At 64.0% G+C, this 24,990-nt stretch carries 23 protein-coding genes and 2 pseudogenes; 14 read left to right on the forward strand and 11 right to left on the reverse strand.

The window, feature by feature from the left end:
- Positions 1-60 precede the first annotated feature (60 nt).
- Positions 61-555, reverse strand: a complete 495-nt coding sequence (locus tag AAGA68_10905) for a MarR family transcriptional regulator (protein MEM9385561.1) — start codon at positions 553-555, stop codon at positions 61-63.
- A gap of 213 nt (positions 556-768) precedes the next feature.
- Entirely contained in the window at positions 769-1,503 is a 735-nt protein-coding gene (locus AAGA68_10910; protein ID MEM9385562.1) for a YceI family protein, read from the reverse strand.
- Between the two features lie 54 nt (positions 1,504-1,557).
- On the opposite strand from AAGA68_10910, the gene AAGA68_10915 reads away from it, so the two are divergent.
- Together AAGA68_10915 and AAGA68_10920 are read left to right on the forward strand one after the other, a co-directional pair.
- Positions 1,558-2,121 carry a cytochrome b gene (locus tag AAGA68_10915; GenBank protein MEM9385563.1) on the forward strand — a complete coding sequence of 188 codons (564 nt, stop codon included), beginning with the start codon at positions 1,558-1,560 and terminating at the stop codon, positions 2,119-2,121.
- A 73-nt stretch (positions 2,122-2,194) separates the two neighbouring features.
- Entirely contained in the window at positions 2,195-2,728 is a 534-nt protein-coding gene (locus tag AAGA68_10920; protein ID MEM9385564.1) for a YceI family protein, read from the forward strand.
- On the opposite strand, the gene AAGA68_10925 is transcribed toward AAGA68_10920, so the two are convergent.
- Positions 2,712-3,266, reverse strand: coding sequence for a hypothetical protein (locus tag AAGA68_10925; protein MEM9385565.1), 555 nt, complete (start codon positions 3,264-3,266; stop codon positions 2,712-2,714). The genes AAGA68_10920 and AAGA68_10925 overlap by 17 nt on opposite strands.
- A 38-nt stretch (positions 3,267-3,304) precedes the next feature.
- The gene (locus AAGA68_10930) at positions 3,305-4,834 is read right to left on the reverse strand and encodes an AMP-binding protein (GenBank protein MEM9385566.1); all 1,530 of its coding nucleotides are present in this window, start codon (positions 4,832-4,834) and stop codon (positions 3,305-3,307) included.
- A gap of 183 nt (positions 4,835-5,017) precedes the next feature.
- On the opposite strand from AAGA68_10930, the gene AAGA68_10935 reads away from it, so the two are divergent.
- The 12 genes and pseudogenes from AAGA68_10935 to ccoS all read left to right on the forward strand — a co-directional run bounded on the left by AAGA68_10935 (position 5,018) and on the right by ccoS (position 16,326).
- Entirely contained in the window at positions 5,018-5,632 is a 615-nt protein-coding gene (locus AAGA68_10935; GenBank protein MEM9385567.1) for a YceI family protein, read from the forward strand.
- A 157-nt stretch (positions 5,633-5,789) separates the two neighbouring features.
- Positions 5,790-7,346 carry a PAS domain S-box protein gene (locus tag AAGA68_10940; protein MEM9385568.1) on the forward strand — a complete coding sequence of 519 codons (1,557 nt, stop codon included), beginning with the start codon at positions 5,790-5,792 and terminating at the stop codon, positions 7,344-7,346.
- An 8-nt stretch (positions 7,347-7,354) separates the two neighbouring features.
- On the forward strand, positions 7,355-7,987 hold the full coding sequence (locus AAGA68_10945; GenBank protein MEM9385569.1) for a response regulator transcription factor: 633 nt from the start codon (positions 7,355-7,357) through the stop codon (positions 7,985-7,987).
- Between the two features lie 262 nt (positions 7,988-8,249).
- Entirely contained in the window at positions 8,250-9,677 is a 1,428-nt protein-coding gene (gene ccoN, locus AAGA68_10950) for a cytochrome-c oxidase, cbb3-type subunit I (protein MEM9385570.1), read from the forward strand.
- Positions 9,677-10,336: a cytochrome-c oxidase, cbb3-type subunit II gene (gene ccoO / locus AAGA68_10955; protein ID MEM9385571.1), complete on the forward strand. Its 660-nt coding sequence runs from the start codon at positions 9,677-9,679 to the stop codon at positions 10,334-10,336. Before ccoN ends, ccoO begins: the two co-directional genes overlap by 1 nt.
- The gene (locus AAGA68_10960) at positions 10,336-10,512 is read left to right on the forward strand and encodes a CcoQ/FixQ family Cbb3-type cytochrome c oxidase assembly chaperone (GenBank protein MEM9385572.1); all 177 of its coding nucleotides are present in this window, start codon (positions 10,336-10,338) and stop codon (positions 10,510-10,512) included. Before ccoO ends, AAGA68_10960 begins: the two co-directional genes overlap by 1 nt.
- 3 nt (positions 10,513-10,515) lie before the next feature.
- Entirely contained in the window at positions 10,516-11,475 is a 960-nt protein-coding gene (ccoP, locus tag AAGA68_10965) for a cytochrome-c oxidase, cbb3-type subunit III (GenBank protein ID MEM9385573.1), read from the forward strand.
- Between the two features lie 82 nt (positions 11,476-11,557).
- On the forward strand, positions 11,558-11,818 hold the full coding sequence (locus tag AAGA68_10970; protein ID MEM9385574.1) for a hypothetical protein: 261 nt from the start codon (positions 11,558-11,560) through the stop codon (positions 11,816-11,818).
- Positions 11,819-11,829: 11 nt separating this feature from the next.
- Positions 11,830-13,305 (forward strand): cytochrome c oxidase accessory protein CcoG, encoded by a 1,476-nt coding sequence (ccoG, locus tag AAGA68_10975; GenBank protein MEM9385575.1) that lies wholly within the window; start codon positions 11,830-11,832, stop codon positions 13,303-13,305.
- Positions 13,306-13,574: 269 nt separating this feature from the next.
- Positions 13,575-13,679 (forward strand): annotated as a pseudogene (locus AAGA68_10980) (FixH family protein).
- Positions 13,680-13,843: 164 nt separating this feature from the next.
- Positions 13,844-16,156, forward strand: coding sequence for a cation-translocating P-type ATPase (locus AAGA68_10985; protein ID MEM9385576.1), 2,313 nt, complete (start codon positions 13,844-13,846; stop codon positions 16,154-16,156).
- Entirely contained in the window at positions 16,153-16,326 is a 174-nt protein-coding gene (ccoS, locus tag AAGA68_10990; GenBank protein MEM9385577.1) for a cbb3-type cytochrome oxidase assembly protein CcoS, read from the forward strand. Before AAGA68_10985 ends, ccoS begins: the two co-directional genes overlap by 4 nt.
- Before the next feature lie 87 nt (positions 16,327-16,413).
- Here the strand turns inward: ccoS and AAGA68_10995 are convergent, their stop codons facing one another.
- The 7 genes and pseudogenes from AAGA68_10995 to AAGA68_11025 form a co-directional block, all read right to left on the reverse strand.
- Complete coding sequence (locus AAGA68_10995; GenBank protein MEM9385578.1) at positions 16,414-17,439, reverse strand: LysR family transcriptional regulator; 1,026 nt, start codon at positions 17,437-17,439, stop codon at positions 16,414-16,416.
- A gap of 135 nt (positions 17,440-17,574) precedes the next feature.
- Complete coding sequence (locus tag AAGA68_11000; GenBank protein ID MEM9385579.1) at positions 17,575-18,495, reverse strand: YncE family protein; 921 nt, start codon at positions 18,493-18,495, stop codon at positions 17,575-17,577.
- Between the two features lie 89 nt (positions 18,496-18,584).
- The gene (locus tag AAGA68_11005) at positions 18,585-19,151 is read right to left on the reverse strand and encodes an SRPBCC family protein (GenBank protein MEM9385580.1); all 567 of its coding nucleotides are present in this window, start codon (positions 19,149-19,151) and stop codon (positions 18,585-18,587) included.
- 529 nt (positions 19,152-19,680) lie between these two features.
- Positions 19,681-19,995: a formate dehydrogenase subunit delta gene (locus AAGA68_11010; GenBank protein ID MEM9385581.1), complete on the reverse strand. Its 315-nt coding sequence runs from the start codon at positions 19,993-19,995 to the stop codon at positions 19,681-19,683.
- Positions 19,995-22,851 (reverse strand): annotated as a pseudogene (gene fdhF, locus AAGA68_11015) (formate dehydrogenase subunit alpha). The gene AAGA68_11010 and the pseudogene fdhF overlap by 1 nt, the downstream one beginning before the upstream one ends.
- Positions 22,841-24,412 (reverse strand): NADH-ubiquinone oxidoreductase-F iron-sulfur binding region domain-containing protein, encoded by a 1,572-nt coding sequence (locus AAGA68_11020; GenBank protein MEM9385582.1) that lies wholly within the window; start codon positions 24,410-24,412, stop codon positions 22,841-22,843. Before AAGA68_11020 ends, fdhF begins: the two are co-directional and overlap by 11 nt.
- The gene (locus AAGA68_11025; GenBank protein ID MEM9385583.1) at positions 24,409-24,933 is read right to left on the reverse strand and encodes a formate dehydrogenase subunit gamma; all 525 of its coding nucleotides are present in this window, start codon (positions 24,931-24,933) and stop codon (positions 24,409-24,411) included. Before AAGA68_11025 ends, AAGA68_11020 begins: the two co-directional genes overlap by 4 nt.
- Positions 24,934-24,990 lie beyond the last annotated feature (57 nt).

A 24,990-nucleotide genomic window follows, 5' to 3' on the forward strand; every position in this document is an offset into this window, starting at 1 on the left:
GCCGCGCAAATGCGCGGCCCGGCGGGCGTCTAGCGGATGGAGTGCGGCGTGAGCGCTCGACTACTGCTCGTCGCCGAGCTCGTGCTCCAGGTAGCGGCGCAGCTTGTCGATGGCGCTGTTCAGGCTCTTGCGCTCTTGCTGAGAGAGCTGAGCCATCAGCTCATCGTTGAAGCCGTCGCGATGAGGATAGACCTTCTTCACGTGGTCGACGCCACGTTTGGACAGGGTGAGCACCACGCGGCGCGCGTCCGATTCGTGGGCTTCGCGCAGCACCAGGCCTCGGTCAGCGAGCGCCTGCACGGAACGAGAGATCTGCGCTTTGTCCGTGAGCGTTCGCTGAGCGAGCTCTGCAACCGTGCTGCTGCCGTTGTAGGCGAGCTGCCCGAGAATGCGCCACTCGGCCATGCTCAGGTTGAATCGATCACTCAAAAAGCTGGCCGAGTATCGGCTCATCAGTTTGTAAAGTATCGCGTATCGGTAAGCCGTCAAGCGCTCGAGATTGTAGGCTTCGTCGCCCACCAGCGACTGCTGGCGGCGGGAGTTCTTTTTGGGCATGCGTTCTTCGAATTAGGGGAATAGTTGGAAAAGCAAAGATTAGCAGTCCTAGCGCTTGCGAACAAACGCATAAGCAAGCACATGTGTTCAATCGCATCTGCTCCGGAAGATGTACGGACAGCTACTGGGCGACGTAACAAGCTTGCGCCCTGCGCGAGCGTGTCGGTCGTATTCCGTCCTACTTCGATGCGTTTCTTGTTGCGGTTTCGGTGCTCAGCCGTCGCTGGGTGCTGCCACGATCGAATAGTACATGTGCAGCTCTTCGCGAACGCGTAGCGCGCCAAGCATTACGCTGAAGGGCGCGAGGCCCAACTGTTCATGGGAAACGGTGAGATCGCCTTGCGCCACCAGCTTTGCCCCGTCTCGGTGCACCTTCAGGGGCAGGCTGAGCGGACGAGGGATGTCGCCCACAACGACTTGTGCTTGCAGCGTAAAGTCCGGCCACTCGCCCTGCAGGTCCACCGTGCGCACCGTGATCGCCGGGAAGCGGGCGGCGTCGAGTAGATCGGGGCCGAGCATGTTCTCCTGCGTGCCAGCGATCGCATCGGCCGTGGGCTCCGTGGCGAACTCTCCCCCAGCGGCGAGTCGACGGTCGGGGTCGTCCACCACGAGTGAGTCCTTTTGGATGACGAGCTCTACGACTGACGCCTCGATGGGTTCGGCCAGCCAGAGTTCTCCTTCGACGGCGGTGGAAGCGATGACATGGTTGTGGCCTAGGCGGGCTAAACGCCCGTCTCGAAAGACGTGGATTTCCACATCGGATTCCCCAGGGACCACGTTGAAGCGCTCAGCGCCGCTCGAGGGGGCCTGGCGAGCCTTTGCGACGGGTGCCCCGTCGAGCGATGGGCCCTGGTCTACCGTGCCGACGCATCCGGCGACCAGCAGCGCGGCGAGCGCACATCCGCCAAGCCCACGGTGGGCAGGCGCGGGCGTGGCGCTTGTGTACACTGCGGCGCTCGTGGCAGCACGCTGCGGGGCTGCCTGTGTGAGGAGGAGTACCGAATGAGCGGCCGTGATGCCGAACCGCGATCGAAGTTTCATGCTATATCTCGCCTATTCCATTGGGGCGTTGCCGCGCTGATCTTGCTGCAGATCCCCTTGGCCTACCAAATGATGGCCATGAGTCTCGGGCCGGATAAGTTCTCCGCATACGCGCTCCACAAATCGCTTGGCATGACCGTGTTCATCGCCTCGGCCCTGCGTTTGGTGTGGCGATCGATTACGCCGCCCCCGGCGCTGCCCTCGAGCATGTCGGCGCGTGAGCGTCTGCTGGCGCACGGCGCGCACGTGGCGCTCTACGTGGTCACGCTGGCGATGCCCCTCGCCGGGTGGTGCTACTCTTCGGCCGCCGCGTTCAGTGTGAGCTACTTCGGCTGGTTTACCCTGCCCGACCTCGTGCCGCCGAGTGAGACGCTCGAGGTCGTGTTCGAATGGGCCCATCGCCTGCTGGCTTACGCGCTTTTCCTTCTACTGGGAGCGCATCTGTTCGCAGCGGCATTCCACCACTGGGTTCGCCGCGACAACGTGCTGCTCAGCATGCTCCCCTTCATCAAATTGAGGTCATGACGTTTTGGTCCGTAGACGCTACACCGTATTAGCTTTACTTGAGTGCCTGTTTGGGGTGCTAACGGTTCTCGCCATGTTCACGTCGTCCGCTGCGTGCGCGCAGCCCGTGAGCTACGAGCTCGTGGCAAAGGGCAGTGAGCTGCGCTTTGTCGGCGAGCAGCAGGGTGCGGCCTTCACGGGGCGCTTCAAGACCTTTAGCGCCGAGGTCGCCTTCGATCCTGCGGCACCCGAGGCCGGACGCATCGCGTCCGAGGTGGACGTGCGCTCCGCCGACAGTCGCAGCCGCGATCGAGACGAGTATCTGCAATCGCGCGATTTTTTCTACTCGCGCAAGTTTCCCACGGCCACCTTCGAGACGGTGGCCATCGAAGCCGATGACGACGGTGGCTACCGCGCCCGCGCCAACCTGACCCTGCGCGGCGAGACCCGCGAGGTCACCATGCGCTTCAATTTCGATCCGTCGAGCGGCGCGCGCGCCAAGCTCACGGGCAGCGTGCTGCTGAACCGTTTGGACTTCGGCGTTGGCCAGGGTGAGTGGCGCGACACCAGCGAAGTTGCCGACGAGGTACGGGTAGAGATCGAACTGGTGCTCAAGGTGCTGGGCTGAGCTGGTCACCCCTCGAGCGCAGTGCTAGGGCGAGTGGTGCAGTGGTGAGCGTCATCCAAAGGCCCCAGTAGATCGCGAGCTGAGCGGTGAGCGGGGCGTAGGCAGAGGTGAGCTCCCGCAGCCACGCGAACGCGCCGAAGGCGCCGGCCCCGCCGATTGCCGCGCCGACGATCAGGCGCAAGCCGCTGACCGGCCATCGCAGCCAGGCGCAGGTGACCCACGCGAACAGTGCCGCCCAAGCGGCAGAGGCGGCGGTGAGGCTCGCCGCGAAGGGCAAACCGATCAGTACCCCAGCAGAGGCGAGGGGCACGGCCGTCTGAATGGAAAGCAGATTGAGCAGCGCTGCGATGGCTGGAAACGTCAAGCGGTAGGGTGCGGGCACCGCACCCGTCGCTACCCCTGCGTAGATCGCACCGAGTCCGCCCGCCGCCCACCCATGGCGGAGGAACCGGTCGAGGGGCGTGGCGGGCGCGAGCTCTACTGTGACCGCGATAGCGACGAGCACCAAGATGATCGCGTAGGTCGCGCAGGCCACCATGAGCCAACGTCCCTGCGGCGTCCCTGGCCCCGGGGTGCTCAGGTTCTTCTGCCCGCGAAGTGATTGGCCAACGTGTCCCGCAAAACTTGCTTACGCACCTTTCCCATCGTGTTACGTGGTAAGGCGTCGACGATTTCGATGTGGCGAGGTTGCTTGTATCTGGCGAGGCGGTCGCTCAGCACGGTCTTTAGGGCCTGCGGTGTCGGCGGCGCCGCTGGCGCGCTCGGCACTATCACGGCCACCACCGCTTCGCCTAGATCTTCGTGGGGTACTCCGATCACCGCTGACTCCTGGACGCCCTCGAGCGCGTCCAGACAGGCCTCCAGCTCGGCCGGGTAGATGTTGTAGCCACCGCTGATGATCAGGTCGCGAGCACGCCCGGCTAGGGTCAAGCGACCGTCTGCGGCGAGTGCGCCCACATCGCCCGTGCGGAACCAGCCGTCAGCGGTCAACTCGCGGGCGTTCACGTCCGGGCGATTTCGGTAGCCTGCGAACACGCCCGGCCCGCGCACCTCGACCATGCCAGGGACGTCGCTTGGAAGCGTCTGGCCGGTCTCGTCCGTGATCCGTATACGCACGCCGGGCAGGGCGTAGCCGACGCTGCCTGCCCGGCGCTCGCCGTGCAGGGGGTTGCTCGCCAGCATGCCCGTTTCGGTCATGCCGTAGCGCTCGAGAATCCGATGGCCCGTGCGTGCCTCGAAGGCGTGAAATAGCTTCGGGGTAAGTGGTGCTGAGCCGCTGATGAACAGGCGTACCTTGGCGCAATGCGCGCGGGTGAAGCTCTCCATCTTGAGCAGGCGTGCGTAGTAGGTGGGAACGCCCATGAGCACGGTCGCCTGGGCCAGGGCGTCGCGTACCCTTTCAGCGTCGAAGCTCCTTAGGTAGCGCACGCGAGCGCCCCCCAGTAGGGCACAGTGCAGCGCTACGAAGAGCCCGTGGACGTGGAATATGGGCAGGGCGTGGACCAGCTCGTCTCGGTGACTGAAGGACCATGCAGCGACCAGCGCGCGCGCATTGCTCAGCAGGTTGTCGTGGCTGAGCGGCACGCCCTTGGGGGCACCCGTGGTGCCCGATGTGTAGAGGAGCGCGGCCGTCGCAGCGCCCGCGCAGGGCGCGATGCGGTTGACCGGGCTAGCGTCCTGCGCTGCTCGAGCCAGTGTGCCCGACCCGTCCGTTCCGAGGCTGGCCACAAGGCGCAGCGATTCGGTGCTGGCCTGCAACCGCTCGCCCACGGCTACGCCCTTGGGGTCGCAGACCAGGACTGCCGGTTGGCTGTCGCTGGCGAGGTGGGCGAGCTCGCGAGCCGTGTAGGCAGGGTTGGCCGGGAGGAACACCACGCCTAAGCGCAGGCAGGCGAGGTACAGGGCCAGGGCGTCGACGGACTTCTCCACCACGGCCATTAGCACCTCGCCCGGTGCTGGCTCGGCGAGGCGCACCAGGGCTCCAGCCAGGGCCGCCGCGCGATTGTCGATGTCGGCGAAACACAGCGTTGCGTCCTCTGTGGTCAGCAACGTCTCGCCACCACGATTTGCCCAGACACTACGGAAGGCACTGAAAAGATTGCTCATTTGCTTGTCGCGTTGGGGTGAGTCCAAGGCGCGGAGCGGCTAACGCTTCGCGCGCGCAGATGCTATCTTGCGAAGCTGGTGAGCGCACGGATCAGCTGGTGACGATCCCGCTCCACTGCATCTTCCGTGGACGCGCGCGCCGCCCCACCCTACACCTTCATCCGAAATCAGGAGGACCCGACGATGATCAATCCCCGCGCTTCACTGCGTGCGCTTGCCGCCAGTACCGCCCTGTTCTTGTGCGCCAGCAACGGTTTTGCTCTGGATCTCTCCGCGGTGCCAGCGGGCACCTACGCGGTCGACCCGGCTCACGGCTACATTCACTTCACCTACACGCACCTGGGGTTCTCCAACCCGATGTTGCGGGTGGACGATTTCAATGTGGCTCTCGAGCTCGACACGGAGGACTTCACGAACAGTACGCTGCAAGTCACCATCGATGCGGCCAGCATCAACAGCGGCGTGGAGCGTTTCAACGAGCATCTGCAGGGCGAGGACTTCTTCCAGACGGCCGAGCACCCACAGATCACCTTCGTCGCCAAGCGCATCGAGCAGCAGCCGACTAGCCCGGCGGCGATCAACGTGGTCGGCGATCTGACGATTAAGGGCATTACCAAGGAAGTGTTGGTCGGCGGGCGGGTGAACAAGGCAGATCTGCACCCGTTCAACAAGAAGCCGACGGTTGGGGTGTCGCTGCGTGCCGTCGTCAATCGCTCTGACTTCGATTTGGGTAAGTACGCTCCTGCAGTCGCTGATGCGATGACCGTTATTATCGAGTTGGAGATGCAAAAACAATAACTTATGAGCTAACGAGGGGCTTGTGTTGCGGTGCCAACAAAGCCCCTCGGCGCTGCGTCCGACCCCCGTCCCACAGCGGAAAATACCTAGGGACGCTAGGCGCGGCGGGGACCGATAATCTGGTGCAACAGCAGAAATAGGACGCGGGGCACTCGCTTTGTCTAGTACGAGTAGCATCCATCCGCCGCCATCGCGCGTAGTGGCCGCTGCGGCGGACGACTTCAAATTCAGGGCATGCCTTGAGGCAGCCGTTGATGCGATCGTAGTGATCGACTCGGCTGGCAACATCGAGGAATTCAATCCTGCGGCCACGCGCATGTTTGGCTATAGCCAGGATGAGGTGGCCGGGCGCAACGTGTCGGTGCTGATGGCAAGCCACGATGCGAGCCGTCACGATGACTACATGAGCAACTACGAGACCACCGGCGAGGCCCGTATCATCGGGACCGGTCGCGAGGTCAAGGCACGTCGGCGGGACGGACATACGTTCCCCGTGAAACTATCGGTGGGCAAGGCCGTCATGCCCGACGGTACTCGTTACGTCGGCATCATCCACGACCTAAGCGAACAGCAAGCTGCTGCGCGTGCGCTAAGGCGTAGCGAAGCTGCCCTGCGCTCGGCGCAGGAGATTGCCCGCATCGGCACCTTCGATGTGGCGCTGCCAACCCGTGGCGATCAGATTCGCTCTACCCAGCTACTGAAGATCCTAGGCTTACCCGTCTCTCTCGGCGATGGCGTCGCCGAGCTGATGTTCCGTGAGCTCGTCCACCCCGATGATGTCGATCGCCTAGACAAGGCCCTGAAGGTGGCAGCGGCTGGCCGCCAATACGCAGATATCGAGTACCGCATCGAGCGCCCGAGCGGCGAGGTGCGCTCGGTGCGGGTGATGGCGACGGTTAGCCCCATGCCAGGCACGCCCAAGGGGCTGCGCCTAACCGGTGCCCTGCACGACATCACGGACGCGAGGCGCGCGGAGGAAGAGGCTCGGCAGGCCCGCGAGCGCCTCACTCACGTGGGGCGCCTAAGCACGCTAGGCGAGATGGCCTCGGGGCTCGCCCACGAGCTCAACCAGCCACTGACGGCGATCGCTGCGTATTCGCAGGCCGCTAAGCGCATGCCGAGCGTGGATGGTTCGGATCTGGGGCAGGCGTTGGAGAACATCACAGTGCAGGCTTTGCGTGCGGGCGATGTGATCGCGCGCATGCGCGAGATGGTTCGTCACGGCGAGACCAAGCGGGCCGAGACCGACTGCAACCAGCTGGTGCGTGAGCTAATCACGCTCGCCGAACCGGACGCGCGCGCCGCCGACATCGCCCTGCGACTGAACCTGCTAACCCCCCTGCCACTGGTCAACGTAGATCACGTGCAGATTCAGCAGGTGCTGCTAAACCTCGTGCGCAACGCGATCGACGCCATGCCCTGCGCCGCTCCTGGCGCGGAGATCGAGATTCGCACGTGCTTGACGGAGAGCCGTGACGTGCAGGTGTTGGTCGTCGACGCCGGCTCGGGCCTGCCAGAGGATGCCCTGGAGCAGCTCTGCACGCCGTTCTTTACGACCAAGCAAGAGGGCACGGGACTGGGCCTGGCGATCTCCCAGTCGATCATTCGCGCCCACGGGGGTGCATTGCGGTTTGCGAACAACATCTCTGGTTGCGGGGCGACGGTGAGCTTCATCTTGCCGGCCGTCGCGGAAGATGGCGAGAAGGACAAATGAGTGCGGACATGCGCCAGATAAGTGACGACCAGGAGCTTGTGGACGGCCCATGTGTCTATGTGGTCGACGACGATGCGCCTGTAAGAGACTCCTTGACTATGCTCATCCGCTCGATGGGCTATCGGGTGAAGGGCTTTGAGAGTGCGCCACAGTTCCTGGAGGCCTACGACGACGGTCCCGGGTGCCTGGTGCTCGATATTCGAATGCCGCAGATGAGCGGCCTCGACTTACAGGAAGTGTTGGTCGAGCGGCGGGCTATCCTGCCGATCATCTTCATGACTGGCCATGGCGATGTGCCCATGGCCGTGCAGGCCATGCGCGGCGGCGCGGTCGACTTCCTACAGAAGCCCCTGCGCGATCAGGATTTGCTCGATCGTATCAACGAGGCTTTGCGCAAGGATGCGGAGAACCGTGAGCTCCTAGCCCAGCACCAGGCGACGGCAGCGCGTCTAACGCAACTCACGGCCCGAGAGCGCGAGGTGCTCGATCTCGTCGTCGCCGGTAAGGCGAACAAGGTGATCGCCTACGAGCTCGACGTGAGTCAGCGCACGGTGGAAATCCATCGTGCTCGGGTAATGGAGAAAATGCGGGCAACCTCCTTGGCGCACCTAGTGCGCATGGTAGTGGAAGCGGCCCACTAGCGGCGCCAATCTGCTCACACCGCCCGCGTCTTGCGCGGCTCACGCGGGCCTTCGCGCTCACCTCGATCGGGCTCGCGCCGCACTTCGACTCTTTCCAAGTATCGTGCCTTACCTACCGAATAGGTAGTTTCCGCTAGCCGTTTTGGGGCTAGTGCTACTGCCAGGTGTCTGCCCCGCAAGTCAGAATCTCTGTCAGTGTTCCCGGCCCTTTGTCCAGATGGCCCGGGTGCACCACACCACTATTGGCAAGCGGAGCTCACCGATGAGCAGTGCAGTGGATACCTATAATGACCGCGTCGTGCGTCAGTTCGCGTTGATGACGGTTGCCTGGGGGGTTGTAGGCATGGCGGTGGGTGTCTTCATCGCCGCTCAGATGTACTGGCCTGCCCTGAACTTCGATCTTCAGTACCTGAGTTTTGGCCGTTTGCGTCCGCTGCACACGAACGCGGTGATTTTCGCCTTCGGCGGTTCGGCACTGTTCGCTACCGCCTACTACGTCGTGCAGCGCACATGCCACGCGAGGCTGTTCGGCGGCCGCTTGGCGGAGCTTACCTTTTGGGGCTGGCAGGCCGTCATCGTGGCCGCAGCAATCACCCTGCCCTTGGGCATTACCCAGAGTAAGGAGTACGCCGAGCTCGAATGGCCGATCGACCTGCTGATCGCTTTGGTATGGGTGTGCTTTGCGGTGGTCTTCTTTGGCACGATTGCCAAGCGGCGGGTCAAACACATCTACGTGGCCAACTGGTTTTACGGTGCCTTCATCATCACCGTGGCCGTGCTGCACATTTTCAACAACCTCGCCCTGCCCGTGAGCTGGACCAAGTCCTACGTGATCTACTCGGGCGTGGTCGATGCCATGGTGCAGTGGTGGTATGGCCACAACGCGGTAGGCTTCTTCCTGACCGCCGGCTTCCTCGGCATGATGTACTACTTCGTTCCTAAGCAAGCCGAGCGGCCGGTGTACTCCTACCGCCTGTCGATCGTGCACTTTTGGGCCCTCATCTCGATCTACATGTGGGCAGGCCCCCACCATTTGCATTACACCTCGCTGCCGGACTGGGCTCAGTCCTTAGGCATGGTGTTCTCGCTGCTGCTGTTAGCGCCGTCATGGGGCGGCATGATCAACGGTATCATGACCCTGTCCGGCGCCTGGGAGAAGCTGCGCACGGACCCGATCATCAAGTTCATGATCGTCTCGCTCTCCTTCTACGGCATGTCCACCTTCGAGGGCCCGATGATGGCCATCAAGACGGTGAACGCGCTCTCACACTACACGGACTGGACCATCGGTCACGTGCACTCCGGCGCCCTAGGTTGGGTAGCCATGATGACCATCGGTGCGCTCTACCACCTGATTCCTCGCCTGTTCAATCGCACGCAGATGTACAGCCTGAAGGCCATCGACGTGCACTTCTGGCTGTCCACGATCGGCGTCGTGCTCTACATCGTCGCCATGTGGATCGCCGGTGTCATGCAGGGCCTGATGTGGCGCGCGGTGGATGAGAACGGCAACTTGGTCTGGAGCTTCGTCGAATCTCTCAAGGCCACCTATCCGTTCTATGCGCTGCGCCTGCTTGGCGGCGCGCTGTTCTTCGGCGGCATGCTGATCATGGTCTGGAATGTCTGGATGACGATCCGTGAAGAGAAGCCTGCCCCCGTAATGGTGCAGGCGCCGGCAGGAGCACACTGATGAGTCACGAAGTAGTTGAGCGAAACATCCGGGTGATGGCGGTACTCATCGCCCTGGTGATCAGTGCGGGCGGCCTGGTGGAGATCGTGCCCCTGTTCGCCCAGTCGGAGGTGACTCAGCCTATCGAAGGGCTGAGGCCTTACAGCCCCGTGCACCTCGCCGGTCGCGATGTCTACGTGCGCGAAGGATGCTACGTTTGCCACTCCCAGCAGGTGCGCCCCTTCCGTAGCGAGACCGAGCGCTACGGGCCCTACTCGGTAGCCGGTGAGGCAGTGTACGACCATCCCTTCCAGTTCGGCTCCAAGCGAACTGGTCCGGACCTGGCGCGGGTGGGCGGTCGTTACAGTGATGAGTGGCATCGCGTGCACCTGAACAACCCGCGCGATGTGGTGCCGGAGTCAAACATGCCGGGTTACCCCTGGCTAGCGCGCCAGCAGGTGGACGGTGACTTCGTTGCGAGCAAGATGCGCACCCTGCGTACCCTAGGCCATCCCTATAGCGACAAGGAGATCGATGGGGCGGCAGCGACCCTCGAGGGCGTGAGCGAGCAGGACGCCCTAGTGGCCTACCTACAGCAGCTCGGCGTGCTCATGCGCCAGCGAGCCCAGGCGCAGGCGGCGCAACAGGCGGCCACGGCTGGCCTCGGGGAGGTGCACTGATGGATATCGGCACCCTTCGCGGATTGCTCACTGGGATACTGCTACTGGCATTCGTAGGTCTGATCGTCTGGCTGGTGTTCTTCACCCGCAAGACGGACTTCGAGCATGCCGCCCGCATGCCCCTAGAGGAAGACCGAAAGGCGCCCGAGTCGGGCGCCAGGCTAATGGGGAGCTGAGTCATGTCGACCTTCTGGACCCTGTTTGTCGCTGCGATCACTATCGTCAACGTGCTCGCGTGCTGGTGGCTGATCTGGTGGACGTCGAAGTCCCGTCCCGACGAGGTGGCCTCTGGAGAGGTCACGGACCACGTGTGGGATGAGAACCTGCGCGAGAAGAACAACCCCATGCCGCGTTGGTGGCTGAACCTGTTTCACATCACCATCGTCTTCACCCTGGTGTACGTCTTGCTATTCCCTTCCCTCGGCAGCGTCGGTGGTCTGCTCGGCTGGAGCTCTGACGGGCAATGGGAAGCGGAGATTCAGGCCGCTGAAGGGCGTTACGGGCCGATCTACGCCCAGTACGCCGGGGTTGATGTCGCCACGTTGGCTAGTGATGAGAAAGCGCTAAAGCTGGGCGAGGCCGTGTTCATCAACAACTGCACCACCTGTCATGGCTCAGACGGTCGTGGGGCACGTGGCTTCCCTAACCTGGCCGATGCGGATTGGCAGTGGGGGGGTGATCCGGAGACGATCTTGCAGACCATCAGCCATGGCCGCAGTGCCGCCATGCCAGCGTTGGGGGCGGCACTTGGCGAGGACGGCGTGGCTGAAGTGGTCGAGTACGTGAGGAGTCTGAGCGGCTTGGATCACGAGGGGACGATGGCAGTCGCCGGCAAGTCGCGCTTCGACATGATGTGCGCGGCGTGTCACGGTGCAAAGGCAGAGGGCAACCCGCTGTTCGGCGCGCCCAATCTCAGCGACCAGACTTGGCTCTACGGCAGCTCGCGCGGCGTACTTACGCAGACGATCACCAACGGTCGTAACGGCATGATGCCGGCCCACACTCCGCTGATCGGCGAGGATCGGGTACGCCTCGTGGCCGCTTACGTCTACCAGCTCGGCAAGGCGGGTGAGCTGAGTGCCGCCGTAGGCCAGGCGCAAGCAACCCAATCGGTCTACGCAGGCCATGGTGCGCAGTGAGCGATTGGCGTCTGGCGGCGCCCCCCCCTCCCAGCTGCCAGGCGCTCTTCGCCCCACTCGTCCGCCGCGTATGACCCGAGCAATGGCGGACGTGGCTGCGGTGGGCTGGGCGAGCTTCCTTGCCGCGTGTGCCGCGTCCTTGCTCGCCTTTGCGATCGTCGATCCCGGGCGTCTCGCCAACGCCAGTGAGCTGATTGATCACATCGATCGTGCGACCGGCTACGGCGTCGGGTTCTTGTTCTTTTGGGGCGTCGGCATCGTGGCCGGCGGATTAAGCGTGCTGCTGATTCGCAGTTCTCGACGTGATGCGCGGGAACAAGCGACCGGGCGAGTCCCAGACTGAGGCATCCCCAGGTGAGCAAATCATCAAGCGTGGCAGGGTTGACCGAGGGCGGGCTGGAAGTGTCTATCGATCTTCGCGACATCCCGCGCCGTGAGCGGTTGGAAGCAGAAGCGGCTGCTAGCGGCGACATGTACTTCCGCCACGAGAAGATCCACCCGCGAGAGGTGGACGGTCTGTTCGCGCGCCTGCGGACCGTATCGGCCCAGGTGTTGCTCGGGGCCTTCTACCTGACCTGCTGGATCAGTATCGATGGTCAACAGATTCTGCTGTTCGATCTCCCGGCGCGCCGCTTCCACGTGTTCGGCCTGACCTTTTGGCCCCAGGACTTCATCTACCTATCGGCGCTGATGCTCATCGCCGCCCTATCGCTGTTCTTCTTTACCGCGGTCGCCGGACGCCTGTGGTGCGGCTACGCCTGCCCGCAGACCGCGTGGACGGAGATGTTCATGTGGGTGGAGCGCGTGTTCGAAGGCACGGCGAACCGTCGTCGCAAGCTGGATGCCAGGCCCTGGGACAGGGACAAGATGCTGCGTAAGGGCGCCAAGCATCTGACTTGGATCCTGCTCGCGCTGTTTACCGGCTTCACCTTCGTCGGCTACTTCACGCCGGCGCGTTCTCTGGCCGCGAACTTGACCAGCTTCGCGCTGGGGCCTTGGGAGTGGTTTTGGATCGGACTCTACGGGTTAGCGACCTGGGGCAATGCGGGATTTCTGCGCGAGCAGGTATGTAAGTACATGTGCCCCTATGCGCGCTTCCAAAGCGCAATGTTCGATCGCGACACCCTGATCGTCTCCTACGATCAGGTGCGAGGCGAGCCGCGCGGCAGTCGCCGCCGCGGTCAAGATCCTGCTCGAGCGGGCCTAGGCAGTTGCATCGATTGCCAGCTCTGCGTGCAGGTGTGCCCCACGGGGATCGACATCCGTGACGGGCTGCAGTACGAGTGTATCGGCTGCGCTGCCTGCATCGATGTGTGCGATCAGGTCATGGACAAGATGCACTACCCGCGCGGATTGGTGCGATACACCACGGACCGGGCGCTGGCGAGCGGGGGTAAGGCGCGCCTGCTGCGTCCACGCGTGGTGGCCTACGCCGCCTTGATCGTGGGCGTGACCACCGCTGTGCTCGTGTCCTTGCTCGGCCGCACGCCGCTGATCGTCGATGTGATGCGCGATCGCAACGCGCTGTACCGCGAGGTGCCGGGGGCGGCGATCGAGAACGTCTACCAGCTGCGCCTAATGAACATGGACAATGAGATACACCTGTACCGAATCGAGGCGCTTGGTATCGAGGGTGCGCGCGTAGTGCAGCCAGCCGAGCCCATCGAGGTCCCTGCGGGTGGCGTGCAAACCGTGGTGATGCGCCTGCAAGTGCCCGCAGCTAACCTCACCACAACGTCCGTGGCGCTGGAATTGTCCTTTGAAGCGCTCGACGACCAGCGTATCAACCGCGTCGAGACAACACGCTTCTTGGGTCCTTCCGAGCCCTAGTGGGCCGCTTGGTAAGTAAGGTGACGCTCAGTCCGCGTAGGGGCAGCGTCAGCAGGGCACGTCGCGCAGCCAATGGCATCGCCATTGGCAAGCGAAAGCGATGCAACGCCGCGATGGCGCCCGTGCTACTCGCTGAGCGTCACCTCATTTGCCAAGCGGCCCACTAGCTAGGTGGCTCAGGCGGATGCGTTAGCGCCGTTAGGTGAGTCGATTGTCGCGAGGAGAATGGAATGACGAGTACAGCGGTTGCGAATGCGCAGGCGAAGATCTTGCCGAAGGCTTGGTACCGCCAGTTTTGGCCCTGGTTTCTAATCGCCTTGCCCGGCACGACCGTGGTGGCCTGCATGTTCACTATCTGGCTCGCGATCACGAACCCTGAGGTGGTGCTGCGCGCGCCGGCCGAGGCGCAGACCGCCATGCGACCGTACGGTGAGGTGCGTTCGGCTTACCCGGAGGCGGCGGTGGCCGAAGCGGCGGACGGGACAGGCGCCGGGGCGGAGCGACGCGGCGTGTCTTCGACGCCCGAGTAACGTCCGCGATGGTTAGCGTTCAGGACACGGTGGGCTCGGGCAGCCCGGCTGGCGATAAACGCCCGTTGCGGGAGGAGTTCGCGCTGTACGATCGGCCGGAGGTGGCCGAGCGTTACTACGCCAATGTCAGCGATGAGGTCTACGAGGTTCGCCTCGATCTGCGCGATGTGCACTGTGCGTCCTGCGTGTGGCGCATCGAGCAGCGGCTAGGCACGCTGCTCGGCATCCAGCGCGTCGTCGTGACCCCCCTGACGGGCCGTGCGGTGATCGCCCTACGCCCGGCGGAGCTTCGTCTCGGTGAGCTGTTGCGCGTGCTCGACGGGCTTGGGTTCGCCCCCACGGTCGTGGCGCCGGATGCCCCTAGCGTCGATCCGCTGCTCCGTGAGCGGCGCATAGCCTTGGCCCGCCTGGGCGTTGCCGGCCTCGGCATGATGCAGGTGATGATGTACTCCTTGGCGCGGTACCTCGGGGCGTTTCAGGGCATCGACCCCGCGATCGATCGCCTGCTCGGGTTGGTGAGCTTGCTGGTCGCAACGCCCGTGGTGCTGTTCTCGGGGCAACCCTTCTTCGATGCCGCCTGGCGCGGTTTACGCCGCGGCGTCCCGGGTATGGACGTGCCCGTGGCCTTGGCGATAGGGCTGGCCTTCACTTGGAGCGTATGGGTGATGTTGGGGCCCGCCGAACTCGTACCTAGCGCCACCCACGCTTACTTCGATTCGGTCGTGATGCTGATTTTCCTCCTACTCCTCGGCCGCTATGCGGAGATGGCCGTGCGCCACCGTGCCGGCGAGCGTCGTGAGGCGCTGGCGCGTTTGCTCCCGGACGCAGCGATGTTGATTCACCCGGATGGACGCGAGAGTCCCCTCGAGCGTGCGGCCCTGCGCGCGGGGGATCGGGTGCGCGTGCGCGCGGGGGAGGTGGTGCCTGCAGACGGTGCCGTGGTGGCTGGCGGCGGTGAAGTGGACGAGGCCATGTTGACGGGGGAATCCGTGCCGCAGATGCGCGGGCTCGATAGCACCGTGTTCGGCGGTACGAACTTGCTTAACGGAAGTATTGATCTACAAGTCACGGCGATGGGCGAGCAAACCACCTTGGCGCGTATCGAACGCCTGATGGACAAGGCCGACGCCGAGCGTCCGCCGATGGCGAGTCTGGCCGATCGGGTGGCCCGTCACTTCGTGCTCGCGCTGCTCCTCGTGGCGCTGTTGGTCGGCGCCGTCTGGTGGCAGGTCGATTCCGCACGAGTGCTGCCCGTCGTGCTGTCGGTGCTCGTGGTGACCTGCCCTTGCGCCCTGTCCTTGGCCACGCCTGCGGCGCTGGCCGCGGCCACCTCGGCATTGGCTTCCCGCGGCCTGCTGGTCACACGTCCAAGCGCCATCGAGACCCTGGCCACAGTCGATACGGTCATCTTCGACAAGACCGGCACACTCACCCGCGCGACGCCGGCGGTGAAGCAGGTCGTTCGTCTGGACGGGGCCTTTAAGAGCGATGAGGAGGCGCTAGGGTTGGCGGCGGCATTGGAGGCGCATTCTGCTCACCCCTTGGCCGAGCCGTTTCGAGCCTGGCGCGATACGCGCCAGAGCGAGGACGTGCGCAATGTGGTGGGCGCGGGCATCGAGGCCCGGGTCGACGGTTGCCTGCTGCGGATCGGTCGGGCCGATTTCATCGCCGCACTGTCGTCGTGTGCGGCCGGACCTTCCTTGCGCGATGAGCTGCAACACCCTGGCGGCACCGAGATCTGGCTTGGCGATGAGCTGGGGCAGCGCGCTTGCTTCGTCCTGGTCGATGCCGTGCGCGAGGATGCCTCCGCGCTGGTGGGAGAGCTTGACCAGCGTGGCCTAACGTCGGTGATCGCCAGCGGTGATGGTGCCGGGGCGGTAGAGAGCGTCGCGCGTCAGCTGGCGGTCACTCAGGTCCGCTCCCGAATGAGCCCTCAGGATAAGTTGAATCTCGTGCAGCGACTGCAGGACGCGCGTAAGCGAACCCTGATGGTTGGCGATGGCATCAATGATGCGCCCGTGCTCGCTGGCGCTGATGTTTCCGTCGCTTTGGCGAGCGGTACCGATCTGGCACAGGTGAGCGCCGATATGGTGCTGCTTGGAGATGCCTTGTCGCCCTTGGCCCAGGCCGTCGATCACGCACGGCGCACCGTGAGGTTGATTCGCCAGAACCTCGGGTGGGCGATCCTCTACAACCTCACCGCCTTGCCGCTGGCAGCGATGGGACTGGTGCCACCGTGGCTCGCCGCCATCGGGATGTCGCTCAGTTCCCTCGTGGTGGTGGGCAATGCACTGCGCTTACGGCGCTTGCCCGCATCATGAGCATCCTCTTTCTCCTGATCCCTCTGGCAGTAGTGCTCGGCGCAGCGGCCATAGCAGTGCTAGTGTGGGCGCTCACGAGTGGCCAGTACGATGATCTGGAGGCGCCGGCGCAGCGGTTGCTGCTCGAGGACGATAGCGCGCCGCGTCCGCTCAGCGAACGAGATCCTTGAGAAAGGTGGCCTCGTGTGCTGTCCCAGAAGTTCGTTGAAAAGTACGCGGGTAACGCGAATTCATTAACGAACTTCTAACTCAGGACACTAGCGAGGGCGGGCGCTCGCCGCGGCGGGCGCAGGGGTGCTGAGCACATCGATGGACTCTGGCTCGCCAGCGGGGAGTCTCGGCGCTTGGGAGCCGGTGCCTGCCACCCTCGTGATTGGGCTCGACTGGGAGTTCAGGAGCTCGGGATTCTCCAGCACCATCGCCTTAAAGGCCGATGCCGCCGCGGATAAGCGCGTGTCCGCCGGGTGTACAACGAACCAGCTGCGCAACACGGGGAAGCCTCGGACGGGCAATTTGCACAGGCGACTGGCCTCGAGTTCCAGGCCAATCGTGTGTTCGGAAACGATGGCGATGCCAAGGCCTGCCTCGACCGCCTGCTTGATCGCCTCGTTGCTGGTCATCGTGAGCGCGCTCTTGAGCTTTACGTCCTTCGCCTCCATCAGGCCCTCGATGGTGGTGCGCGTGCCGGATCCGGGCTCGCGCAGCAGGAAAGGTTCATCGGCGAGCTCGCGCAGGTTCACGGCCTTGCGGTCGCGCAAGGGATGCTCGTAGGGGGCGACCACGGCGAGGGGGTTGTCGAGAAAGCTCGTCGCATCGAGGTTGCGGTCCTCAGGCGGGTAGCCCATGAGCACGACGTCGATCTCTCGGTTTTCCAGCAACTCCAGCAGAGCGCGTCGATTGGTGACCTCCAGGTTGACCGCTACGCCGGGGTAACGGTTGTAGAAGCTGGCGACGGCGCGGGTGGCAAACATGCCGACGGTGGTGGTCGTGCCCACGCGCAGGGTGCCACGGCGCAGGCCCTTGAGATCGTCCATGACCTGGCCGATCTCGCGCACCTTGCGGGTGATCGCCAGCGCGTAGCGATTCATCTCCTCGCCGGCTTCCGTGAGCTTGATGTGCTTGCCGTTACGCGTGAAGAGCGGCATGCCAACCGAGTCTTCCAGCTGCTTCACCTGCATCGAGATGGCAGGTTGCGTGAGGTGTAGTTCCTCGGCCGCTCGGGTGAGGCTCGCGTGCTTGGCCGCGGAGGCAAAGATGCTCAGTTGTCGCAACGTTACGTGCATCAGGCCGTCTGCCTTTCATCAGGGAAATTGATGATGCGATTGCACGCATCAGAAAGGCACCTGAGTCTAATCGAATCGATTTCGACCTGTCGAGAGTGGAGAGTCCGACCTAGGCGGCGAGAATTGGGAGGAAATTCAGTCGCTAGGGGGCAAGAGGGGAGTGATGAACTCGCCGTAGGCCCGCGCACCGTCACCCGCATCCCAGGTGTCGACCACCTCGAGCGTCTGCGCGTCGATCACGGATACCGTGTTGGAAAACCAATTGGCGACCAGCACTCGTCGATCATCCGGGTGGGTGGCGATGCCCTCTGGGTATTCGCCAACCTCGATCACAGCGAGGGTGTCGAGGGTGGTCGTATCGATCGCGCTCACCGTATCCTCGTACTGGTTGGTGACGAAAAGACGTGTGTCCTGACCCGCTAACGCGACTGCGTAGGGGCGCTCACCCACCGGGATCGTCGCGCGAACGCGACCTGTCTGCAGGTCGATCACGGTCACGTCGTTGCTGGCGACGTTGGCCGTGTACAAGGTGCGGTCTGCCTGATCGATGGTCAGGCCGAAGGGGCGTTCGCCCGTGGGGTAGGTCGCAGTGCGAATACGGGTCGCCAGATCGTAGGCCCATACGCTGTCGCCGTCTCGATTGGTCACGTACAGGCGCGTACCCGCAAGGTTGGTGATCAGTCCCGAGGGGGAGCGACCTGCGCGCAGACGGCTTCGGGGCGTCAGCGTCGCGCCGTCAACTATCGTGATCACGTCGTCGTACCAGTCCGCCACGTACACCTCATCGCGCTTCGGATGGGTCGCAACGGCAAGTGGGCCGCTGCCAAGCGTGGTCCGCTTTGCGATGGTGAGCTCCTGGGCATCGATTCGCGTGAGGGCGACGCCCTCAGTGCTGGTGACATAGACGGAGGTGCCGCTGTGGTTGGCGGCGACGCCGGCTGGCTTGCCTCGGATGGTCAGGGTCTGCAGCGTGATTCCGGTCGCCGTGTCGATGACGCTGACGCTGTCACCGCTCTGGTTGGTGATGAACGCGCGGGCGTTGCCCTGCGCCGCCATCGTCGCATCGTTGACGAAGCATGCGAGGGCGAGTCCGCAGGCGAGGCCGGCGCCGCGGGCGGCGGGCGCCGGCCTTGAGCGCAGGGTGATCAGCGCTGCGATTCTACGTACTCCTTCAGGCCGGCAAGCCCTGCCTTGTACAGACCCGAGACCGCATTCACCGCCGCTTCATCGTTGAGGTTCTCAGGTGGATCGTTGTTCATGTAGCCGCGGTAGAACGCTCCTCGCCAGGTCACCGTGCTGCCGCCCGAGTCGTTGGCGCGGACGGAAATCGTGGAGGAGTAGTTGCTCACCGGTAGCACACTAATGTCATGAGTAGCTTGCGGGATTCGATAGCTTAGGATCATCCGCTCGTCATCGTAGCGCTTGAGGACTTCGTTGACTTCACCGGCGCCGCCGCCGACCACGAGCGTGCGGGTGGCGCCCTCGTCATTGCCACCCTCGCCCGTGCTGCTATCGACCATGGGCAACCACGTATCCGCGGACTGGAAGTCGCCTGCCACGGCCCAAACCTCGGCGGGTGGCGCGTCGATCTCGACGGACTCGCTAACTTTCTGGCGAGTGGGTCCGTGGGCCTGGGCCACGCCGTGAGCGAGTGTCGCGAGGGCGAGTAAGGTGAGCAGACGATGAGCGGTGGAGATCATGGAGTTAGGCATACTGTAGATACTTCCGTTAAACCTTGAGATCTGGTGGCGCTAGTGGGCCGCTTGGTAAATGAGGTAACGCTCAGTCTGCGTAGGGGCAGCGTCAGCAAGGCGCGCCGCGCAGCCAATAGCATCGCCATTGGCAGGCGATGCAACGCCGCGGACGCTTCCCCCGGGCAGACCCGAAGGCGTGTACCCTCGCGAGCAACGCCTCGTCTGCTGCCAGGTTGATGAGGCCGAAGGCCTTCTTCGGCCATCGCATCTGCGTGCCTTGCTCGCACCACCGGTACCCCGGGGTAAAGAGCAAAGCGTGCTTCGATCGCGCGATTGTCCCCGCGTCAGTAGGCAGAGGGACCCTAGGTGGACGGTGGGCAGATCTTAATTCTTGACAGGTTAGCACATACCTTCGGCATCTTGATCGGATGGTCCCCGTGGGATCTCATCAGCTTGGAACGCAAGCGCGAGGGGCGGCCCCGAGGGGCCTGGCCGGTGCCCGCCCCATCGCAGAAAGAGCCTTCGGGCGATTGAATGACCGCGTCGCTCAGGCCTTCGGCGGACCGTAATAGCCGGCCTTCTCCGCGTCGCTTTCGCGCAGCATTAGGGCGCCTTCTATCACGCGCTCCTGCAGCCCTTCAGCCCCGCCATCGATGTGCTGGAGCAGGGCGTCGCGCATGCGAGGATCCCAGTAGCAGCGGAAATGGTTGCGAAGGCCCTCCAGCGCGCGCTCCGCGGGGTAGGGGGAGAAGAAGTCCCCGATCTGGTTCGCCATAGCGACTAGCTGCCCCATCTCGATCACCTCATCCTTGGGCGCAGCGTTGGTCAACGCAGCAGCCACACCTTCCTCGACCCTCGCCATCAGGACACCTCCTCCAACGCTCGCTCACCTTCGCCCTGCTTGTTCGGCGACGGCGTCTCGCCAATCTCGACCGGCCACACATCTACCGCGGTCACCTTGTACTCCGGGCAATTGGTCGCCCAATCAGACTGATCTCCCGTGAGCGCGTTGGCCTTGGTCACCGCGTGGTGGAAGGTGGTGTAGACCACGCCCGGGTTCACCCGCGTCGACTCCTTGACGCGAAGGCGGGTGGCGCCGAAGCGGCTGCTGACCTGGGTCCAATCGCCGTCCTGCAGACCGCGCGCATCCATGTCGTCGCGCGCCATCTCCAGCACGTCCTCCGGATGCCAATGGGAGTTGGCCGTGCGCCGGGTCTGGGTGCCCACGTTGTACTGGCTGAGGATGCGCCCCGTGGTGAGCAGCAATGGGTATAGCTCGCTCACCCGCTCACGCGTAGGCACAAAGCCCGTGAGCATGAAGGTGCCGCGGCCGTTGGCGCGCGGAAACTTCTCTCTGTGCAACACAGGGGTGCCTTCCGGAGCATTCACGTCCACGGGCCATTGGGCCGAGCCAACCCGTTCGATCAGATCGAAGCTGGCGCCGCTGTAGGCCGGTGACAGCCGGGCTAACTCATCGAGCACCTCTCCCGAGTGGGTGTACTCCACCTCGTAACCCATGGCGTGCATGAGTTCTACCGTCACCTCCCAATCCTGATAGCCCGCTAGAGGTTCGGTCACCTTGCGGACGCGACTGATACGACGCTCGGCGTTAGTGAAGGTGCCGTCCTTCTCTAGGGAGGAGGAGCCGGGCAGGAAGACGTGAGCGTATTTGGAGGTTTCGTTCAGGAACAGGTCCTGCAGGATCACGCACTCCATGTTGCGCATGGCGGCGATGATGTGGTTCTGGTTCGGATCGGACTGCACCGGGTCCTCACCCATTATGTACATACCCTTGAAGTGGCCGGCGAGGGCCGAATCGAACATGTTGGGCAGGCGCAGGCCGGGCTCGCCGTCGAGCTTCACGCCCCACTCCGCCTCAAAGCTCTCGCGCGTAGCGTCGTCGGTGACGAAGCGATAGCCACTGAACACGTGCGGCCAGCTGCCGAGGCAGCTGCCACCCTGCACGTTGCCCTGGCCGCGCAGGGGGTTCACGCCCACCCCGTCGCGTCCGAACATGCCGCAGGCCAAAGCAAGGTTGCCTAGGCACATCACGCCGGTGGAGCCCTGGGAGTGTTCCGTGACGCCCAGGCCGTAGTAGATGGTGCTGCGCGGGCCGCCCGCGTAGATCCGAGCAGCGCGACGGATGTCTTCAGCATCGATGTTGGCGATCTGCGCCACCTTCTCAGGCGCGTACTCATCGCTCGCCACAAACTCGGCCCAGTGCTCGAACTCCTCCCACTCACAGCGCGAACGAATGAACTCGGGATCGTGGAGATTCTCTCGCACAATCACGTGAGCGATACTGTTCAAGACCGCCACGTTCGTGCCCGGCCGTAAGGGCAGATGCACGTCGGCGCGACAGTGGGGGCTGTCGACGGTCTCCGTGCGCCGCGGGTCGATCACGATCAGCTTGGCCCCCTGGCGGATACGACGCTTCATGGCCGAACCGAACACCGGATGGCCTTCCGTGGGGTTGGCGCCTACGACCATGATCACATCGGCCTGCAGCACGGAGTCGAAGTGCTGACTGGCGGCACCCCACCCCACCGTGGCGGACATGCCGAACTGCGTTGGCGAATGGCAGATTCGCGCACAGTTGTCGATATTGTTGTTGCCCATGACGGCACGCGCAAACTTCTGCATGAGGAAGATCTCCTCATTCGTGCAGCGCGAACTGGAGACCGCACCCACAGACTTGCGGCCGTACTTTGCCTGGATGCGCTTGAGCTCCGAGGCAGCGTAGGTGAAGGCCTCCTCCCAGCTCACCTCTTGCCAGGGATCGTCGATGCTCTGGCGGATCATCGGCGAGATTATGCGGTCGGGGTGCTGCCAGTAGTCATAGGCGAAGCGGCCCTTGACACAGCTATGGCCGTGATTGGCTTTGCCTTCCTTCCAGGGTGTCATGCGCACGATCTCGTGACCGATGGTCTCGGCCTTGAAACCGCAGCCTACGCCGCAGTAGGCGCAGGTAGTGACGACTTCTCGCTCCGGCTTGCGCGGATTAGGCACGCTCGTATCCTCCGGGGAACAGACTCTTCTCGACCAGGGCATGGCTAGGACAGGCCTGCACGCAGGCGCCGCAGCTCACACACTCGGATTCCATGAACGGTTGGTCCTGGCTCGCCGCCACCTTCGAATCGAAGCCGCGGCCCTGAATCGTCAGGGCGAAGGTGCCCTGCACCTCCTCGCATGCGCGCACGCAGCGGCTGCAGACAATGCACTTGGCAGGGTCGAACAAGAAGTAGGGGTTGGACTGGTCTACGGTGAGGTCAACGTGCGTTTGCCCCTCGCCGTATCTGTGTGACTCCACGCCAATCTGCTCGAGGGACCTGTGGAATTCGCTCCACCCGTCTGGGATCTCCGCTTCCGGAAAGTCCGATAGATAGAGCTCCATCACGCCTTGGCGCAGCTCTGTCAGGCGCTCGGACTGCGTGCTGACCACCATGCCCTCTTCCACCAAGGTCGTACAGCTGGCCGGCGTGCCGCGACGCCCTTCGATCTGCACTAGGCATACGCGACAGCTACCGAAGGACTCGAGCATATCCGTCGCACACAGCTTCGGCACTTCGCGCTGGGCCTCGGTTGCCGCGAGCATCACGGAACTACCCTCGGGCACCGTCACCTCCACGCCGTCCACCGTGAGGGTGACGGGCTTTCCCTCGCGCGGCGGTGTGCCGTAGTCAACGCCCTCGCGAAGGTTTCTAACTTCATTCCACATGAGCAGGCTCCTCGCTCGGGGCAATGCCAAAGTCTTGCGGGAACTGGCGCAGGGCCGACAGCACCGGCAGGGGCGCCATCCCGCCCAGGGCGCACAGGCTCGCGTTCTCCATCACGTCGCAGAGCTTGAGCAGCTGGGCGTGGTTCGCATCGACGTCCTCGCTGCGCATGATTTTCTCGATCAGCTCGCGGCCGCGCGTCGACCCCACCCGACAGGGCGTGCACTTGCCGCAGCTCTCAATGGCACAGAACTCCATGGCGAAGCGCGCCTGCTCAGCCATGTCCACGGTGTCGTCGAAGACCACCACGCCGCCGTGACCTAGGATGCCGAAGTGCTTCTGGAACTCCTCGTAGTCGAGGGGCAGATCGAAGTGGCTTTCGTCGAAGTAGGCACCGAGGGGGCCGCCCACCTGCACTGCCCGCGCTGGTCGACCGCTCGCCGTGCCGCCGCCGAAGTCATCGATGAGCTCGCGCAGCGTTACTCCGAAGGCCTTCTCTACCAGACCCGGCGTGCGCAGGTTGCCGGCGAGCTGGATCGGTAGCGTGCCGCGCGACCGGCCGACGCCGTAGTCCTCGTAGTACTTGGCGCCCCTATCGAGAATGATCGGTACGCTGGCAAGGGAGATGACGTTGTTGACGACCGTGGGCATGCCGAACAAGCCCTTCAGTGCGGGCAGCGGCGGCTTCGGTCGAATCATGCCGCGCTTGCCCTCTAGGGAGTCGAGCATCGAGGTCTCCTCGCCGCAGATGTAGGCGCCGGCGCCGACCCGCACCTCCACGTCGAAGCTCGTGCTCGATCCTTGAATCTTCTCTCCCAGCCAACCGGCCTCGCGGGCAATCTCGATCGCCGCCCGTAGGGTGCGAATGGCGTGCGGGTACTCGGAGCGTAGGTAGACGTAGCCGTAGTCAGCGCCCACGGCCCGTGCGGCGATGGTCATGCCCTCGATGAGCGCGAGCGGGTCACCCTCCATGATCATGCGGTCGCTGTAGGTGCCCGAATCTCCCTCGTCAGCATTGCAGGCGATGTACTTGCGTTCGGCCTCGGCGCCGCGCACCGTGTTCCACTTGATTCCCGTGGGGAACGCGGCGCCACCGCGACCGCGCAGTCCCGAGCGCGTCACCTCATCGACAATCTCCTCGGGCGAGAGGGTCAAGGCGCGCTCGAGGCCCTTGTAGCCGTCATTGGCCACGTAGTCCTCAAGCGATAGGGGGTCCGTGATACCTACGCGCGCGTAGGTCAGGCGCTCCTGTTGCTTAAGCCAAGAAATCTCTTCGGTGAGACCGAGGGCAAGCCTATGGTCGCCACCGTCCAGGAAGCCCGCATCGAACAGGCCAGCTACATCCGCGGCGCGAACCGGACCGTAGGCCTGGCGTCCTCGGGCGGTGGCTACCTCCACCATCGGCTCCAGCCAGAACATACCTCGGCTGCCGTTGCGCACCACCCGCATCGACTGCCCGCGACGGTCCGCCTCTGCCGCGAGCGCCTTGGCGGTGGCGTCGGCGCCCAGGGCGAGGGCGCCCGCATCGCCGGGCACGTAGACGGTGATGCTCGGCGTGCTCACGAGTCCTCCCCCGTCGAGGCGTCGAACAAGCGGGCGAGGACGTCGCCAGGTGTCGCCCGGCCGATCAGCTCCTCGTCGATCATCACTGCCGGAGAACAGGCACACATACCGAGGCAGTACACGGCGTCGAGGGTGACGGCTCCGTCACCCGTGGTTTCCCCCAGCTTACAATCCAGCTCAGCTTCGAGGTCCGCCGTCAGGCGCCGGCTACCCATGGCTTGGCAAGACTCAGCTTGGCAGATCTTTAGGGTACGTCCACCGCCAGGTTGCTGGCGGAAGTCGTGGTAGAAGGTGATCACGCCGTGCACCTCTGCGCGCGAGAGGTTAAGACCGCGTGCGAGCTGCGCCACGCTGTCGGCAGGCACGAACCCAAGCGCCTCCTGCACATCATGCAGGATCGGCAAGAGGTTGCCGGGCACGTCCTGCCAACGCTCGAGGATGGCGGCCACTTTGGCGTAGTCGTAGGTGGTGGGCACGCTCGCCGCCTGGCGTTGGCGTCGTCCCGCTCGGTCGTTTTTCACTGCCGCCCCCCCGGTAGCATTGTTGCATTGCATCGCCGCAGCGGCCGCAGCCTCTCG

Source organism: Pseudomonadota bacterium (assembly GCA_039193195.1).
Taxonomy (GTDB): Bacteria; Pseudomonadota; Gammaproteobacteria; order Steroidobacterales; family JBCBZW01; genus JBCBZW01.